18 protein-coding genes and 1 riboswitch are annotated in these 15597 nt (G+C 41.1%); of the genes, 14 read left to right on the top strand and 4 right to left on the bottom strand.

Annotation, left to right across the window (positions count from 1 at the left end; translation table 11 throughout):
* Positions 1 to 172: 172 nt before the first annotated feature.
* The 8 genes from murB to DES38_RS08880 all read left to right on the top strand — a co-directional run bounded on the left by murB (position 173) and on the right by DES38_RS08880 (position 7054).
* Positions 173 to 1087, top strand: coding sequence for a UDP-N-acetylmuramate dehydrogenase (gene murB / locus DES38_RS08915; protein WP_110251757.1), 915 nt, complete (start codon positions 173 to 175; stop codon positions 1085 to 1087).
* A gap of 92 nt (positions 1088 to 1179) precedes the next feature.
* A riboswitch (FMN riboswitch) is annotated at positions 1180 to 1330 on the top strand.
* Positions 1331 to 1428: 98 nt separating this feature from the next.
* Positions 1429 to 2517: a bifunctional diaminohydroxyphosphoribosylaminopyrimidine deaminase/5-amino-6-(5-phosphoribosylamino)uracil reductase RibD gene (ribD, locus tag DES38_RS08910; RefSeq protein ID WP_110251756.1), complete on the top strand. Its 1089-nt coding sequence runs from the start codon at positions 1429 to 1431 to the stop codon at positions 2515 to 2517.
* Positions 2518 to 3165 (top strand): riboflavin synthase, encoded by a 648-nt coding sequence (gene ribE / locus DES38_RS08905; protein ID WP_110251755.1) that lies wholly within the window; start codon positions 2518 to 2520, stop codon positions 3163 to 3165.
* A 20-nt stretch (positions 3166 to 3185) separates the two neighbouring features.
* On the top strand, positions 3186 to 4373 hold the full coding sequence (locus tag DES38_RS08900) for a bifunctional 3,4-dihydroxy-2-butanone-4-phosphate synthase/GTP cyclohydrolase II (RefSeq protein WP_110251754.1): 1188 nt from the start codon (positions 3186 to 3188) through the stop codon (positions 4371 to 4373).
* A 15-nt stretch (positions 4374 to 4388) separates the two neighbouring features.
* A complete protein-coding gene (ribH, locus tag DES38_RS08895) occupies positions 4389 to 4853 on the top strand; it encodes a 6,7-dimethyl-8-ribityllumazine synthase (protein ID WP_110251753.1) in 465 nt (154 codons plus the stop codon).
* A 321-nt stretch (positions 4854 to 5174) separates the two neighbouring features.
* Complete coding sequence (locus DES38_RS08890; RefSeq protein WP_110251752.1) at positions 5175 to 5414, top strand: DUF1858 domain-containing protein; 240 nt, start codon at positions 5175 to 5177, stop codon at positions 5412 to 5414.
* Entirely contained in the window at positions 5411 to 6715 is a 1305-nt protein-coding gene (locus DES38_RS08885; protein WP_110251751.1) for a DUF438 domain-containing protein, read from the top strand. The genes DES38_RS08890 and DES38_RS08885 overlap by 4 nt, the downstream gene beginning before the upstream one ends.
* A gap of 123 nt (positions 6716 to 6838) precedes the next feature.
* A complete protein-coding gene (locus DES38_RS08880; RefSeq protein ID WP_110251750.1) occupies positions 6839 to 7054 on the top strand; it encodes a hypothetical protein in 216 nt (71 codons plus the stop codon).
* Between the two features lie 88 nt (positions 7055 to 7142).
* Here the strand turns inward: DES38_RS08880 and DES38_RS08875 are convergent, their stop codons facing one another.
* The gene (locus DES38_RS08875) at positions 7143 to 7616 is read right to left on the bottom strand and encodes a glutathione peroxidase (protein ID WP_110251749.1); all 474 of its coding nucleotides are present in this window, start codon (positions 7614 to 7616) and stop codon (positions 7143 to 7145) included.
* 103 nt (positions 7617 to 7719) lie between these two features.
* Here DES38_RS08875 and DES38_RS08870 point away from each other — a divergent pair, with 103 nt between their 5' ends.
* A complete protein-coding gene (locus tag DES38_RS08870) occupies positions 7720 to 8226 on the top strand; it encodes a GNAT family N-acetyltransferase (protein WP_110251748.1) in 507 nt (168 codons plus the stop codon).
* Between the two features lie 79 nt (positions 8227 to 8305).
* On the opposite strand, the gene trhO is transcribed toward DES38_RS08870, so the two are convergent.
* Positions 8306 to 9274: an oxygen-dependent tRNA uridine(34) hydroxylase TrhO gene (trhO, locus tag DES38_RS08865; RefSeq protein WP_110251747.1), complete on the bottom strand. Its 969-nt coding sequence runs from the start codon at positions 9272 to 9274 to the stop codon at positions 8306 to 8308.
* A gap of 135 nt (positions 9275 to 9409) precedes the next feature.
* On the opposite strand from trhO, the gene DES38_RS08860 reads away from it, so the two are divergent.
* Positions 9410 to 9775 carry a hypothetical protein gene (locus tag DES38_RS08860; RefSeq protein WP_245881995.1) on the top strand — a complete coding sequence of 122 codons (366 nt, stop codon included), beginning with the start codon at positions 9410 to 9412 and terminating at the stop codon, positions 9773 to 9775.
* A gap of 116 nt (positions 9776 to 9891) precedes the next feature.
* On the opposite strand, the gene DES38_RS08855 is transcribed toward DES38_RS08860, so the two are convergent.
* On the bottom strand, positions 9892 to 10761 hold the full coding sequence (locus DES38_RS08855) for an NAD(P)-dependent oxidoreductase (protein ID WP_110251746.1): 870 nt from the start codon (positions 10759 to 10761) through the stop codon (positions 9892 to 9894).
* Between the two features lie 142 nt (positions 10762 to 10903).
* Between DES38_RS08855 and DES38_RS08850 the strand changes: the two genes are divergently transcribed.
* Both DES38_RS08850 and DES38_RS08845 read left to right on the top strand, forming a co-directional pair.
* On the top strand, positions 10904 to 11371 hold the full coding sequence (locus DES38_RS08850; RefSeq protein ID WP_342767373.1) for a GNAT family N-acetyltransferase: 468 nt from the start codon (positions 10904 to 10906) through the stop codon (positions 11369 to 11371).
* The gene (locus DES38_RS08845; RefSeq protein WP_110251745.1) at positions 11361 to 11813 is read left to right on the top strand and encodes a GNAT family N-acetyltransferase; all 453 of its coding nucleotides are present in this window, start codon (positions 11361 to 11363) and stop codon (positions 11811 to 11813) included. The genes DES38_RS08850 and DES38_RS08845 overlap by 11 nt, the downstream gene beginning before the upstream one ends.
* A 73-nt stretch (positions 11814 to 11886) precedes the next feature.
* Here the strand turns inward: DES38_RS08845 and DES38_RS08840 are convergent, their stop codons facing one another.
* Positions 11887 to 13170, bottom strand: coding sequence for a S1C family serine protease (locus tag DES38_RS08840; protein ID WP_245881994.1), 1284 nt, complete (start codon positions 13168 to 13170; stop codon positions 11887 to 11889).
* A 259-nt stretch (positions 13171 to 13429) separates the two neighbouring features.
* Between DES38_RS08840 and DES38_RS08835 the strand changes: the two genes are divergently transcribed.
* Both DES38_RS08835 and DES38_RS08830 read left to right on the top strand, forming a co-directional pair.
* Positions 13430 to 14113, top strand: coding sequence for a response regulator transcription factor (locus DES38_RS08835; RefSeq protein ID WP_110251743.1), 684 nt, complete (start codon positions 13430 to 13432; stop codon positions 14111 to 14113).
* A complete protein-coding gene (locus tag DES38_RS08830; protein ID WP_110251742.1) occupies positions 14110 to 15429 on the top strand; it encodes a sensor histidine kinase in 1320 nt (439 codons plus the stop codon). Before DES38_RS08835 ends, DES38_RS08830 begins: the two co-directional genes overlap by 4 nt.
* The last annotated feature ends 168 nt before the right edge of the window (positions 15430 to 15597 follow it).

The following is a 15597-nucleotide window of genomic DNA, read 5'->3' as shown; positions in this document are numbered from 1 at the left end:
CTGTTAAAGTCATGTAAATTTTTGTGAACGAATGGTAAAAAGTTGATAAAGGGTAATCTTTGTTGACGTGAGTATGCACCCTTCTTGGCAAGTTTTTAGCTTGGCGCAACAGAAGGCGACTGTTATAATAAAATGAGGAAAGAGAACTCACTTAATAAGAGGATGAAATGACATGATAAAGCAACAACAAATAAAACAAGCGTTAGTGGCTTGGTTAAATGAAACAGATATTTTAATGAATGAACCGATCGCACATCATACCTACACAAAACTCGGTGGAGATGCAGATGTATTTGTGTTTCCACGTACGATTGAAGAGGTAAAAGCAGTTATTTCTTACTGTAGCAAAGAATCGCTTCCGTTCACCTTACTTGGCAACGGCTCAAACGTGATTGTCAGAGACGGTGGGATTCGCGGTGTCGTCATGAGTTTAAAACATTTAGATAAAATCAATCATACGGGCATGCTGGTCACAGCAGAAGCTGGTGCAAGAATTATTGATGCGTCTATTTATGCGCATGATCAATCGCTTAGTGGCTTAGAGTTTGCTTGCGGTATTCCTGGAACAGTCGGTGGGGCGCTATTTATGAATGCGGGCGCCTACGGTGGTGAAGTTAAGGATTGTTTGCTAGATGCTGTTGTTGTGACAGCAGATGCTAAGGTTAAAACCATTTCGTCTGAAGATTTAGCGCTCGGTTACCGAACAAGTAATATTAAAGACGAAGGTTACATTGTACTGGCTGCTCGTTTTCAACTAGAAGCAGCTAACTCAAACGAAATCAAAGCTAAGATGGATGACTTAACGTTACGTCGTGAATCGAAGCAGCCACTTGAATACCCATCTTGTGGCAGTGTGTTTAAACGGCCGCCCGGTCACTTTGCGGGGCAGTTAATCCAGGAAAGTGGTTTGCAAGGCAAAGGCATCGGTGGTGCTGAGGTATCGACAAAGCATGCAGGCTTTATTGTGAATAAAGCTGATGCAACTGCAGCGGACTATATTAACGTAATTAAAATGGTGCAACGTGAAGTGAAAGAAAAATTTGGTGTTGAACTTGAACGTGAAGTACGCATCATTGGTGAAGCATAGAGCATTTCTAATGTTTTTACGATTTTTTGATGTGTAAAACTTTTTCCGTGCATTTGGTTTTTGAGTATGTTAAAATGTGAGCAATTGAATAGGAATTCTTTTGGGGCAGGGTGTAATTCCCGACCGACGGTAAGAGGTAGTCGCTATACCTTAAGTCCGTGACCCGGATCAACGTGCGTTGAGAAGGTGGATTTGGTGAAAGACCAAAACCGACAGTTAAAGTCTGGATGAGAAAAAGAAGAGATGGCATACGCAATAGGTATGTCTATTTCCTGAACGTAATTATTAACCCCCAAGACGTAACTGTTTTGGGGGTTTTCTTGCTTGGGAGGAGAATAGAGATGAATGATCGAGATTATATGGCATTAGCCATTGAGTTAGCTAGGAAAACAGTTGGCCAAACGAGTCCGAACCCGAGTGTTGGGTGTGTCGTTGTCAAAGAAGGCATTATTGTCGGATTAGGTAGTCATCTCGTACCTGGAGAAGGCCATGCAGAAGTACTAGCGCTGACGCAAGCTGGTGCGAAAGCAAAGCAGGCAGATGTGTATGTGACCCTAGAACCGTGCTCGTATACAGGGAAAACACCACCGTGTGCGGATTTGTTAATCGCCTCAGCGGTAAAACGCGTCATTGTCGCTTCAGTTGATCCGAATCCGAAAGTGTCAGGCGAAGGCATTACACGACTTAGAAATGCCGGGATTCAAGTAGAAGTAGGTCTGTTAGAAGCTGAGGCTAAACAATTAAATCATACATTTTTTCACTTTATGAAACATAAACGTCCATATGTCACCTTGAAAGCGGCGATGACCTTGGACGGAAAAATAGCCACCAAAACCGGTGACAGCAAATGGATCACCTCTGAGCTTGCGCGAAGGGATGTCCATAACGAACGTGCACGTCATGATGCGATTATTGTAGGTCGCGGTACGGTGATTCATGATAACCCCCAATTAACTGTGCGTTATCCAGAGAACGGTAGAAACCCTATTCGAATTGTTTTAGCGACCGATCTCGATTTACCAGATGATCTACATGTTTTTGATACGGCTGTAAAAACTTATGTTGTTTGCGGTCAAAATGCACCGGTTGAAGCGTTCACTCTGAAACATCCAGATATAGGCGTTATTCAAGCGCCGACGCCAACTGTTGAGATTCCTTTTTTGCTTGATCAATTGAGTGCACTTAATATTCAATCGGTCTATGTTGAAGGAGGCAGCACGGTACATGCGAGTTTTATTGAAGGAAAGCATATTGATCAAGTTCACATGTACATTGCACCGAAATTATTAACCGGTAAAGATGCCGTCAGTGTTGTAGGCGGATCATCGCCAACTTGGATGAATGATGCGGTCGATCTTACCTTTGAAACAATCGAACAATTAGGCGACGATTTAAAAATAGTCGCAAAACCAAAACGAGAGGTGATCTAAATGTTTACAGGCATTGTCGAAGAAAAAGGGACGTTAAAACAGGTGAAGCAACAAGGCAAGAGCTTAGTGCTTAGTGTAAATGCAAGCACCGTATTGAGTGATGTTTCAATTGGCGACTCAATTAGTGTGAATGGTGTATGTTTAACAGTGACGGCTTTTGATACACAGTCATTTTCTGTTGATGTGATGCCAGAGACCTTTAAAGGAACAAATTTAAAAGATTTATCGACACAGGCAGAAGTTAACTTGGAGCGGGCGATGTCTGCGATGGGACGCTTTGGTGGTCACTTCGTTTCAGGTCATGTTGATGCGGTTGCGACAATTGCGCAGACGTGGAAGGATGATAATGCGAAATATATTCGTATTAAAACGACCCCAGCTGATGCGAAATACCTCGTTGAGAAAGGATCAGTCACAGTTGATGGCACGTCGTTAACCATTTTTGAAGTGTTTGATGATGGGTTTGTGATTTCTTTGATTCCTGAAACACAAGCACGAACAGTCCTCGGTCCTAAAGTTGCGGGAGACACTGTCAATCTTGAATTTGATGTCTTAATGAAGTATATGGAACGTTTATTAACTACGAAAGCTATACCCGAACACCCCAATACATTAACCAAAGAAAAATTAGCCGAGTTCGGCTTCTAGTTAGAAGGAGGGACAATAACATGCATACGATTGATGAAGCACTTCGTGCATTGAAGAATGGTGAAGTCATTATTGTTGTTGATGATGAGAACCGCGAAAATGAAGGTGACTTTATTGCCTTAGCCGAACATGCCACACCTGCGGTCATTAACTACATGGCGACAAAAGGTAAAGGATTAATTTGTACACCGATTGAAAAGACGCTTGCTGACCAGCTTTTATTAACAGAAATGGTCAGTCGCAATACTGATGAACATGGGACTAACTTTTCGGTCAGCATTGACCATGTTAAGACGACGACAGGGATTAGTGCCTTTGAGCGTTCACTAACGATTAAAGCACTCCTTGATGATGACGTAAAAGCGACCGATTTTAATCGTCCCGGTCATGTTTTTCCACTGATTGCTGATAAGCACGGTGTGCTTAATCGTCCGGGGCACACCGAAGCAGCCATTGATTTGGCGCGTTTAGCGGGTGCAAAACCGGTCGGTGTCATTTGTGAAATCATGCGAGAAGACGGTGACATGATGCGTTTTGATGAATTAACAGCCTTCGCAGCAAGCGAGCAGTTAAAGATGGTGACGATTGAACAATTGGTTCATTACCGGAAGCAACATGATGCAATTGTTAAACGTGAAGCAGATATATTTTTACCAACAGCAGCGGGAGACTTTCGCATGGTTGGTTATAGTGAGGAAATCACTGGGAAAGAGCATGTGGCATTGGTGAAGGGTGATTTATCAAGTGTAGATGCACCACTGGTGCGGGTTCATTCGGAATGTTTAACAGGTGACGTTTTCCATTCGGAACGTTGTGACTGTGGACCGCAGCTCGATCTGGCCATTGCTGAAATTGAAGCGCGTGGGGTGGGTGCTATTATTTATATGCGACAAGAAGGCCGTGGCATTGGTTTAATTAACAAGCTAAAAGCGTATGAACTTCAAGAACAAGGTTATGATACGGTTGAAGCGAACCACCAGTTAGGCTTTGATGCGGATTTAAGAGATTATGCAATGAGTGCACGTATTTTAAAAGATTTAGGCGCAGAAACAGTAACTTTGTTAACAAATAACCCACGTAAAGTTGAAGGGTTAGAGACTTATGGTGTAACAGTAAAAGCACGACAAGCGATTGAAGTTGAAGCGAATGCAAGCAATAAACAGTATTTAAAAACAAAAGCATCAAAGCTGGGTCATTTATTTAAATAATAGGAGGAAACAAACATGTCAAACACAATTCAAACAACGTTAGTAGGGACGGATTTAAAAATAGGTATTGTTGTCGGTCGATTTAATGAATTTATTACGGGGAAATTACTGGCAGGCGCAGAAGATACGTTGGTGCGTCATGGTGTTGATGCGGATGATATTACCGTTGCCTGGGTACCGGGTGCATTTGAAATTCCACTAATCGCTAAACAAATGGCGGCATCGAAAAAGTATGATGCAGTGATCACTTTAGGAACCGTTATTCGTGGTTCAACGCCGCACTTTGACTATGTATGTAATGAAGTAGCTAAAGGGGTAGCTAGTGTAAACATGTCAACTGATGTACCGACAATCTTTGGGGTATTAACAACCGATTCAATTGAACAAGCAATTGAACGTGCCGGCACTAAAGCTGGCAATAAAGGAGCAGACGCAGCCGTCTCAGCAATTGAAATGGCACAGTTAATGAAGCAATTTTAATCAAACAATTTAAAAATTAAGACTAAAATCGATCAATTGGATTTTAGTCTTTTTTTGTGAATCATTACCTCCATCCACTAAATGTCCATTGTGAAGGATGTTTTTGAGGGCTCGTCTGACCATCGGTTGACGGGATAAAGGGACGGGATGGATACAAAGGTGTGCCAGGGATTAATACCTCTCTGCTTACATTCGTGTTAGAATAGGGAGATAGTAAAGCAATGGGGTAATGGTTATTAAAGGCAAGGGTATTCATGCTAGAAAAGCCATTGACGGTAGCTTTGCTATTTAATGTTCTAAAGAAAAGGAGTCGAATGTAAAGTGAATAATACAATAGATTTTACGGTTCCAGTTTACACCGTAATAAAGGAGCATCCTGAGTTGAAGGGTATTCTAGTTGAATTTGGCTTTAAGCCTTTAACGGATCCAGCGATGTTAAATACAGCTGGTCGATTAGTTAACTTGAATCAGGGCGCTAAAAAAATCAAGGCAGATGTCAATGTATTGGCACAACAACTTGAATGGAATGGTTATGACGTAAAGGGGGTAGAAAATGTATGAGTTCAGCCGAGCACTTGACTGAAAAAGAACGCCAACGGGTGGTTGTATTGACGGATATCTTAACACGATTGCATCGTGGTGCGACACCTGAGTCTGTTCAAACAGAATTTGATCAACATTTTCAAGGCATTAGTGCCATTGAAATTTCATTGATGGAACACCAACTGATTGAAAATGATGACAATGATATTACCTTTGAAGATGTTATGAAACTCTGCAACGTCCATGCGAATTTGTTTAAAAATCGAGTGACAGAAGCGGGTGGGACGAGTGAATTTGAGAAACATGGGCATCCGGTACATGTGTTAAAGTCGGAAAATCAAGCGATGCGAGCGGCAATGATGCGGATTAATCGCTTATTGCAAAAGCTAGACGGGGCTGATGTGGAATCTGGAATCATTAAAGGTCTAGGTAACCAATTACGTTTACTAGGACAGTTTGAGCAGCATTATCAACGAAAAGAAGAAATAATCTTTCCTGTGATGGAGAAATATGGTCACCTCGCACCTCCGAAAGTAATGTGGGGAGTAGATGATCAAATTCGTGGATTATTCCAAGTTGTTTTGGATGAGTTAGCTCAGGTGGAAACAAAAGGTGTAGCTGCCGTAAAAGAAAGTTTTACAGCTTTTCAACATGAATTTAATGAAATGATCTTTAAAGAGGAGTCGATTTTGATTCCGCTTGTTTTAGAGGTCTTTAATGAAGATGATTGGATTGCAATTGCTCTAGACAGTAAACAATATGGCTACGCAATTGTTGAACCAGAAGAAGAATGGATTCCGAATCGGGTGGATTTTAGTGAATCCGTAACGAGCGATAAGCTAAAAGAAGATAAGCAAGTCCAAGATAAAGCAGAAACATTAACGATCGATCAATTACCACGAGATAAGGAATTGCCTTTTGGTCAAGGGTATTTAACCCTTAATGAGGTAGGGAAAATATTAGACTTACTACCATTAGAGTTGACCTTCATTAATAAAAACGATGTCTTTAAATACTTCAATGACAGCATACCTGACGAAGAGAAAGCGTTTTTGCGGGCGCCAAGTGCGATTGGGAGAGAGGTAAAAAATTGTCATCCGCCAAAAAGTTTAGCAATGGTGTTACAATTAATTGAAGACTTACGAAATGGCGTCAAAGATAAAGAACAGATGTGGTTTGAACGCCAGAATGGCCAGTTTATTCATGTGACCTATGTGGCGGTAAGAGATGATGATGGTTCCTATATGGGTATCTTAGAATATGTGCAAGACATTCAACCTTTACGAGCTTTGACTGGGATGAAACGCGGTTTAGATTAAGTGTTAGGCCGTCAAAACGAGTTGAACATAATCTGAAACAAATGAAAACAGCAGCGTGATACCTGAAAAAGAGAAACGTGTTGTAAAACACGAGCGAGACGTGTTAAAAAGGAGGAGATTTAAATGAAGAATTACTGGGCTAAAGTGACCGCTTTACCAATGGCTACCTTTAATATGATTTTAGGCATTATTCTCTTTTATCAATATGGTCGATTTGAAGAAAAAAACATTTGGGTTACTGTTGTGAGTTATCTATTTATCATTGTTGTCTCCATTTTCTTTTTTGCATCGGTGATTAATGTTATGCGTAGATACCTCATGAATAAGAAAAATAAATAAGTGAAAGACGTAAAGACAAAAATGGCTACCTGCTTAACACACAAGCAGGTAGCCATTTAGCGTTTGAAAAGTGAGCACATCAGTGGTTTTATAACAGCTTTTCAATTGCTGTCGTTAAATCTTTTGGTTCGGTTTTTGGTGCAAAGCGTTCAACCACGTTACCGTTGCGGTCGATTAAGAATTTAGTGAAGTTCCACTTTACGGCGCCACCGAGAAGCCCAGAGGTTTCCTTGGTTAAATAGTGAAAGAGCGGGTGCTGGTTTTTACCATTAACGGCTACTTTACTGAATAACGGGAACGTAACCCCGAAATTCAATTGACATGTTTGGCTGACTTCTTCATCGGTTCCAGGTTCTTGATTTAAAAACTGATTACTTGGAAAACCTAAAACAATAAATTTCTGATCCTTGTATTTTTGATAAAGTGCTTCTAATCCATTGAATTGATTTTTGAGGCCGCATTTTGTAGCCGTATTGACGATGAGGACACAATAGCCTTCATAGTCCTTTAATGATTTTTCTTTATGATCAATCGTTGTCGCAGTAAACTGATAAATACTCATAGGGCGTAGCTCCTTTTCTTTTAAACATAGCAACCGTTTTCAAACTTGTCAAAGATTATGCTATAATGAAGGTGAACAAACAATAAAAAAAGAGGTGGTTTAAATGGCAGTACAGGTAAATTTACGACCGTTTGAAAGTGAAGATATCGAAGATCTAAAAGCTTGGTATAACGACCCTGTTACCCTCCAAATGATTGGCCACACACCAAAGAATACAACTGAACTAGAAGCAATGGTTACAGCGATGCGGCAGACAGAAGCCGTCATTCTTGTGATTGAAACACGTCAAGGGGAAAAGCTAGGCTGGATTCATTTAACATCAATTCACTACAAACATGGACGTGCTGAAATTGGTATCGTCTTAGATACGGCGCATCAAGGAAAGGGTCATGGTGAAGCAGCCATGCTTCAAATGTTGAATATTGCCTTTAATCAGTTACGTCTTAATAAGGTTTACTTAACCACGCGTGGGGTTAATGAAAAAGCAAAAGCGCTCTATGAGAAATTAGGGTTCCACTTAGAAGGGACATTTAAAGACCATTGTTATGTCGATGGTAAATATTATGATACCTATTTTATGAGTCTATTTGATGCCGATTGGCGTCATTAAAATAAAAAAACTCGTAAGTGAACGTCCACTTACGAGTTTTTTTATATAAGTTAGCTAATCAAACACATATAGTGAAAGGTTACATCGTGGTATCGATGGTCTCCGTTTCAAGGGCTAAAAGACGACGATTAATTTCGTCTGTAGATAAGTTATGTTCTTCATTATATCGATTGCGTGGATGTGTGCGGCAAGCGTGCGTACATCCCCGTAAATACTTGGCTTCGTTTTCTTCCGAACATAGAATTTGTTCGTTGCAATCGGGGTTGCCACAGTTAACGTAACGTTCACAAGGTGTCCCGTCAAAATGATCACGGCCAACAATGACATGTTCAACTTGATTAATCGGTACACTGATGCGTTCATCGAATACATACATTTTACCATCCCACAGTTGCCCTTTCGTTGCAGGGTGTTTGGCATATGTCGCAATGCCACCATGGAGTTGGTTGACATTTTCAAATCCTTTTTGTAGTAACCAGCCAGAGAATTTCTCGCACCGAATGCCGCCTGTACAATAAGTCAATATGCGTTTATCTTTGAATTTCTCTTTGTGTTCATCAATCCATTGCGGTAACTCGCGAAATGTGCGAATATCCGGACGAATCGCATTGCGGAAATGACCCAAATCAAATTCATAATCGTTTCGGGCATCAATAACCACAGTGTTTTCATCTTGCATAGCTTGATAAAAATCTTCTGGTTCTAAATAGTTACCCGTAATTTCATGAGGATCAACATCTTCTGCACCTAAGCGTAGTGTGACAAGTTCAGGCCGCGGTTTGACTTTTAGTTTCTGAAAAGCATGACCATCACTAGGGTCAATTTTAAACGGCATCTCATGAAAAAGTGGATGATTATTCATATAATTGATGTAACGTGCCGTGTCTTCTTTTGTACCGGAACAGGTGCCATTAACGCCTTCGTGAGAGAAAAGGATACGACCAAGAAGATTAAAAGATTCGCACACAGCTTTATGTTCTTTGGCGAAGCTCTCAGGATCTTCAATGTTCACGTAGTGATAATACAGTAATACTTGATAATTTTCCATTTTGTAACCACCTAAAGTTCGTATTTGCAAGATACGGATGTAGGGGTAAATCAACGAGTCTCTTGCTTTATTTATTATAGATAACCTTCCGGAGTTTTTCAACCTTTAAGTATAATAAATAAGGTGACGTTATAGTTGCTAGTACCGTCTGTCTCGATTAAACTAGAGAAAGAAGAGGTGAGTATCGTGGAAGATCAAACGAAAAGTGAACGTGAACAATACATCATTGATCAATATAAACAACAAGAACAAACAATGATTTTGATCTTCTGTCAGTGGTGTCAAAATCATGAGCTTGATCCGGTGCAACTCTATCGTGAAGCTTACCCAGCGCAAATGACACCGGCGTTATTGTTAGAACTTATTGAAGAAACGACACCTGAAGCAGATGCAATCGAGATTGATACGGAGATTGTCTTAGAAGTTTTGCAGCAGTTCGGTAATGATGATTTAGCGTTTGTGGTCAGTGAATTTGCGGCGGCAGAATTAAAAAGAACGTAACCATTCTTTCTTTGCAAGTGTGGGAAAATAACGGCGTTAAAGTGGTCTATTAAACACTCAAGCACCGAGCAGTGAGGCAGTTAACTACCTTGTTGCTCGGTGCTTTTTGTTGTTAATTATTCAAATGATTGATAGTAGTTAATTAATGCTTGTGTCCCTTTATCGCTCAAGCCTTGTTCGGCTAATGTGTCATACATTGATAAAGCGAGCGCCAATCCCGGGGTATCAAGGCCCATTGCTTGCGCTGATTCATAGGCAATGCGCATGTCTTTGATAAAGTGTTTAATATAAAAGCCCGGTTCATCGTCATGCCGAATCATACGAGGGGCTAAGTTGTTTAACGACCAGCTCCCTGCTGCGCCTGCTGAGATACTTTCTAATACACGCTCAGGATCGAGTCCGGCCTTTTTGGCATACATGATTGCTTCAGAAACACCGATCATATTAGAAGCAATCGTGATTTGATTGCACATTTTTGTATGCTGACCAGCGCCACTTGTTCCTTGGTGGACAATGTTTTGGCCAATAATATTGAGGTATTCATGTGCTTCTTCAAAGGCCGCTTTATCGCCACCAACCATGATCGTTAGCGTCTTGTTCTTTGCACCAATATCTCCGCCAGAAACGGGCGCATCTAAACTTTTAAGCTGATGTTTAAATGCTTCATGTTCAATCCGCTCAGCCAGGTCGGGTTTTGAAGTGGTGAAATCAATCAATAAACTTCCGGGTTTAGCGTGATTTATCAGGCCGTCTTTACCAAAATAAATCGTCTCAACATCACTGGGGAAGCCGACCATGGTCATAATGATGTCACTTTCTTTTGCAACATCAGCAACGTGGTCATGCCAGATTGCGCCTTTTTCCAAAAGCTCTGCTGCTTTTTCTTTGGTTCGGTTAAAAATATGTAACGTATAGCCTGCGTCGATAAAATGCATAGCCATGCTTCTACCCATGACACCTGTACCGATAAATCCGATGGTTTTCAAACTACCACATCCTTCAAAGTTTTGTTATGATTATTTTAGCTTAAAGGGTAGGGGTATGTAAATCAAAGGCATGAGCTTCTGGTCAGAAGATGGATAGAATCCGGTATTTGATTGCTAGATATAGAGACGAATAATAAAGGGGATGGTTGTTATCGAATGGAAGATTAAAAAATTTCATGCATTGACCACGACGGAATGGTATAAAATCGCCAAGTTACGGTCAGATGTATTTATTGTTGAACAGGCATGTGTTTATGATGAGTTTGATCAACGTGATCAACCAAGTTTGCATCTTTTCTTAGAAGATGACGGTGAGATACTTAGCTACAGCCGCTTGATGCCAGGTGGCGTTATGTACAAGGAAGCATCAATCAGTCGTGTTATTGTTAGTGAAAACCATCGCGGAGAAGGCTATGCGGGGCAGTTGTTACAGCAAGCTGTTGATTATGTCAGCCAAGTTATGAAGGAATCGGCCATAAAAATTCAAGCGGAGCAGTATTTAACGGACTTCTATCGGCGTTTTGGTTTTCGAGTCATTTCAGAACCATATCTTGATTGTGGAATATCGCATGTTGATATGCTAAGGGAGGAAGAGACCGATGACTTATAAATTGAAACGTTTTGAGCAGTTAACGCTTGATGAGCTGTATGCTATTTTAAAGAGCCGTGTTGAAGTTTTTGTGGTCGAACAGACGTGTCCTTATCCAGAAGTGGATGGACTCGATCCTGATTGTTTACATCTGTTTCAAGAACAAGACGGGGAGATACTTAGTTATTGCCGCTTGATTCCAAAAAATCTACGCTATCAATACCCTTCAATTGGTCGAATTTTAGTCCATCCGAATCACCGGAAATCCAACTATGGCCGTAAGCTTGTTCAAGAAGCCATTCGTGTTCTTGAAACAGAAACAAAGGATCCAATAATAATTCATGCACAAGTATACTTACTTAGTTTTTATCAATCTCTAGGATTTGAAGCGATCACGGAAGCTTATTTAGAAGATGGGATCCTGCACCGCGATATGCTACGCCAACCACAAGGTAAAGGGTAATTACAATCAAAAAACACCACAGGCTCAGAAAATTTCCGAGCGACTGTGGTGTTTTGCTATCATTAACTCTTACTTATTCACCGGTTAGGGTGACCTCAGATGTTTGTTGTTCACCGTTACGATAGAAAGTTACTGTAATCGATTCGCCAACTTCTGTTTCTTGATATAAATATTGACGTAAGTCCATCATTGACTCGATCGCGGTGCCATCAATATCAGTAATGACATCATAAACAGCAAGACCCGCATCTTGAGCGGCAGAATTAGGGTGGACTTCAGCAATGACAATCCCGCTAGAAACATCATTTGGATCAAGATTTAATGTTTCACTGATGTGCTGACGGGGAACGGTTGAAAAGTCGACGGCACTAATCCCCATAAATGGCCGCGTAACAGTACCGGATACTTCAAGTTGTTCAATGATGGGTTGAGCCTCATCAATTGGGATAGCAAAACCAATGCCTTCAACAGCTTCTAAGGCAATCTTCATCGAGTTAATGCCAATCACTTCGCCGCTACTGTTAATCAAGGCCCCTCCGCTATTACCTGGGTTAATCGCAGCATCTGTTTGTAAGACATCGACAGTCCAGTCAGATTGTCCATCTTGATTGCTGTCAATTGATAGTTCACGGTTTAGCCCACTGATGATGCCTTTCGTTACCGTACCAGCAAATTCAGTACCGAGTGGATTTCCAATCGCAATCGCTGTGTCGCCCACTGTTAAGTCTTCAGAGGAACCAAAAGTTGCAACCGTGGTGACATGTTCGGCATCAATTGAAAGAACAGCTAAATCTGTTAACTCATCGCTACCATGGAGCTGAGCCGTCACACGGTCACCGCTCGTTAAAATCACTTCAATATCAGATGCTCCATCAACAACATGGTGGTTGGTGACAACGTAAGCACGGTCATCTTCTACTTTGTAGATGACACCTGAACCGGTCCCTGCATCTGCTGAATCTGCCCATAGATTTCCTTGTTGGATATTCGCAATCCCCACAACCGCTTCACCAACGTTACTCAACATATTGGTATCAACATCAGAGTTATCACTCATATTAATCACGTTTTCTGTTGCTGTTTGATTTTCATTAGTCGTCGTTAGTTGTTGATTAAGCGGAATGACACCTGTGAATAGCAGTAAAAAGCCAATAATTGCGACAGTTAATCCACCGGTAATTCCACTCATCCAAATAGCGAATAAGCTGTTTTTCCTTTTTGGTACATCTGAAGATTTTGTGGTTGTTTCTGAAGGCGAAGCGGGTGCTTCAACCGTTTCCTTTTCAAATGTGTGTGTTCGTTGATCTGTTTCTTTATGATCATTTTCATAATCGTGAGTGTTGTGCTCATCCATCATAAAAACTCCTTTCAAATAGTTAGTCTGGGCATGATTTTTAAATACTGAATCATCTTACACCTTTAGTATACCGTCGAGGTTAGGCAGGATTATGAAACAGGTGTAGAAAAAGTATGGAAACAGTCAATGTAGCACAAAGCACATTTTTGTGAGAAAATATAACTAGCGCTTAACAGGTATGATGAGTTGTAGTACGCTGAAATGAAAATGAAGAAAAAGATGACTAGCACATGTTATAGAATGAGTGAGGAGTGAAACCATGCATGAACGTATCTATATTGTAGAAGACGATCCGAATATTCGTGATATTGTTAAAGCTTATTTAACGAAAGAAGGCTATCAAGTCACGGTGTTAGGTGATGCAGAAGCGGCTTGGGCCTATCAAGAGCAAGAACAACCGGAGATGTGGATTTTAGATATTATGTTACCGGGGATGGATGGCTATGAACTGTGTAAACGTATACGAGAAAAAAGTGATGTGCCAATTATTATTATTTCAGCTAAAGACGAAGAAGTTGATAAGATCCTTGGCCTTGAGTTAGGCGGAGATGATTACTTAACGAAGCCGTTTAGTCCTAGAGAATTAGTGGCGCGTGTGAAGCGGTTGTTCAAACGGGTCAATCTTAAACCTGAGAAAGAAGCGGCGGAAGTTTTAACGATGGGACCACTTGAAGTGAAACATGAAGACCGTCGTGTGTTTTGGCACAAAGAAGAGGTTGATGTGACACAAAAGGAATATGATTTGATCTATCATTTGATCCAACACCAAAACCGTGCCTTTTCACGTGAAGAATTGCTAACGTTGATTTGGGGCGATGATTACTTTGGTAGTGACCGGGCTGTTGATGATTTAGTAAAACGCCTGCGTAAGAAGATGGAAGGCTTACCGGTTGAAACGGTCTGGGGTTATGGCTATCGTTTAAGGCAAGAGGGGAACCAATGAGGTTACAGACACAGCTTACCTTAGCGTTTACGACGCTATTGGTTTTTATTATGACGTTCGTTGCGGTAATGATCCATTCTTTACTTTTAGATGTCTTAATCCAAAATGAAAAAGATCAATTGCAAGAAAAAGGTGTCCTCTTGTCGCAGTTTCTCTATAGTGAGGTAGCGCCACGTAACTTTTCTAGTTGGTTAAGTGATGAGGAAGTATATTTATTTGTTTATAATCGAGATAGTGAACAAGTGATGTTGCATTCGACCTCACTACCGTTAGATACAATTGATGGCTGGGTAAACCGCTATGATTTAACAGAAACAGATCAGCCTTTATGGGTGGATAATCAGACGCAATATGTGGTATCGATTTTACCAATGTATCCTGAGCTCTTGCGTCAAGAGCTGGTCTTAATTACACCACTTGATGATATTGAGGCAGTGCAAGCAACGTTCTTTAATCGATTGATGATTGTTTTCTTAATTGGTATGTTGGTGATTATTTTCTTAACGCACACGTTAACGCACCGGTTAGTCACACCTTTAACCCAGTTGAAATATCAACTGAAGAAGGTGGAAAAACGTCAATTTGATCAAATGGAACGTGTCAAAGCAACGGGTGAAATCAAAGAAGTGGAAGAAAGTGTCTTAGATATGGCAACAGAGCTTGAACGCTATATGAAGTCGCAACAGCAGTTTTTCCAAAATGCGAGTCATGAGCTTAAAACGCCATTGATGACCATCCAAGGTTACGCTGAGGGAATTAAAGACGGTGTATTTGAGGGCGAAGAAAAGGACCGCGGCTTAGAAGTGATGGTCCAGGAAATTGTTCGTTTAAAGAAAATTATTAATGAGATGATTTTATTAGCCAAGTTAGACAGTGATGAAACGGTCTATAAAGAAGAAACGATTCAAATCAGTACCCTTGTGCAACAAACGATTGACCGGGCGATTCCGCTAGCGACCGATCAGCAAATTGCACTCAATCACCACGTGGTTGATGAAGCAACGGTTCATGTTGACCAGGAGAAAATGTTACAGGCTATGATGAACATTGTAACGAACGCAATTCGTCATGCGAGAGCCAAAGTATACGTTGAAGTCACCCATCACCAAGGTCGGCTATACATTACCGTCGATGATGATGGTGAAGGCATTGATGAAGCATTGATGCCGCAATTATTTGATCGCTTTATTAAAGGCAAAGGCGGCGAAACAGGTTTAGGTCTGGCTATTTCACGAGCCATTGTGGAACGCTCACATGGTCAGATTAAGGTTGAACGTTCACCACTTGGTGGTGCACGGTTTACGATTGTGTTATAGGTAGCACCATATGTAGAAGGAGCGGCCCCTGTTGCGTTGTTGAGCAATCGGGGCTGTTTGTCTTACAAAAGAAATGGAAAGCGAACGCCTCGTCACTTTAGTGGCCCGCATCTTGCGTGCTTAAACGCAAGGTAGATGGTCGGTAACGTTTTTGATTGAGGGCAGTCA

Origin of the sequence: Streptohalobacillus salinus, assembly GCF_003201605.1 — a bacterium.
GTDB lineage: Bacteria > Bacillota > Bacilli > Bacillales > Amphibacillaceae > Streptohalobacillus > Streptohalobacillus salinus.
Note: the sequence above shows the minus strand (reverse complement) of the source record. Positions and strands in the feature narration are given on the sequence as shown.

Coding starts and splice junctions, on each gene's coding strand:
- murB (WP_110251757.1), top strand. CDS start 173: ATGATAAAGCAACAACAAATAAAACAAGCGTTAGTGGCTTGGTTAAAT.
- ribD (WP_110251756.1), top strand. CDS start 1,429: ATGAATGATCGAGATTATATGGCATTAGCCATTGAGTTAGCTAGGAAA.
- ribE (WP_110251755.1), top strand. CDS start 2,518: ATGTTTACAGGCATTGTCGAAGAAAAAGGGACGTTAAAACAGGTGAAG.
- DES38_RS08900 (WP_110251754.1), top strand. CDS start 3,186: ATGCATACGATTGATGAAGCACTTCGTGCATTGAAGAATGGTGAAGTC.
- ribH (WP_110251753.1), top strand. CDS start 4,389: ATGTCAAACACAATTCAAACAACGTTAGTAGGGACGGATTTAAAAATA.
- DES38_RS08885 (WP_110251751.1), top strand. CDS start 5,411: ATGAGTTCAGCCGAGCACTTGACTGAAAAAGAACGCCAACGGGTGGTT.
- DES38_RS08880 (WP_110251750.1), top strand. CDS start 6,839: ATGAAGAATTACTGGGCTAAAGTGACCGCTTTACCAATGGCTACCTTT.
- DES38_RS08875 (WP_110251749.1), bottom strand. CDS start 7,616: ATGAGTATTTATCAGTTTACTGCGACAACGATTGATCATAAAGAAAAA.
- DES38_RS08870 (WP_110251748.1), top strand. CDS start 7,720: ATGGCAGTACAGGTAAATTTACGACCGTTTGAAAGTGAAGATATCGAA.
- trhO (WP_110251747.1), bottom strand. CDS start 9,274: ATGGAAAATTATCAAGTATTACTGTATTATCACTACGTGAACATTGAA.
- DES38_RS08850 (WP_342767373.1), top strand. CDS start 10,904: ATGGTTGTTATCGAATGGAAGATTAAAAAATTTCATGCATTGACCACG.
- DES38_RS08845 (WP_110251745.1), top strand. CDS start 11,361: ATGACTTATAAATTGAAACGTTTTGAGCAGTTAACGCTTGATGAGCTG.
- DES38_RS08840 (WP_245881994.1), bottom strand. CDS start 13,170: ATGATGGATGAGCACAACACTCACGATTATGAAAATGATCATAAAGAA.
- DES38_RS08835 (WP_110251743.1), top strand. CDS start 13,430: ATGCATGAACGTATCTATATTGTAGAAGACGATCCGAATATTCGTGAT.
- DES38_RS08830 (WP_110251742.1), top strand. CDS start 14,110: ATGAGGTTACAGACACAGCTTACCTTAGCGTTTACGACGCTATTGGTT.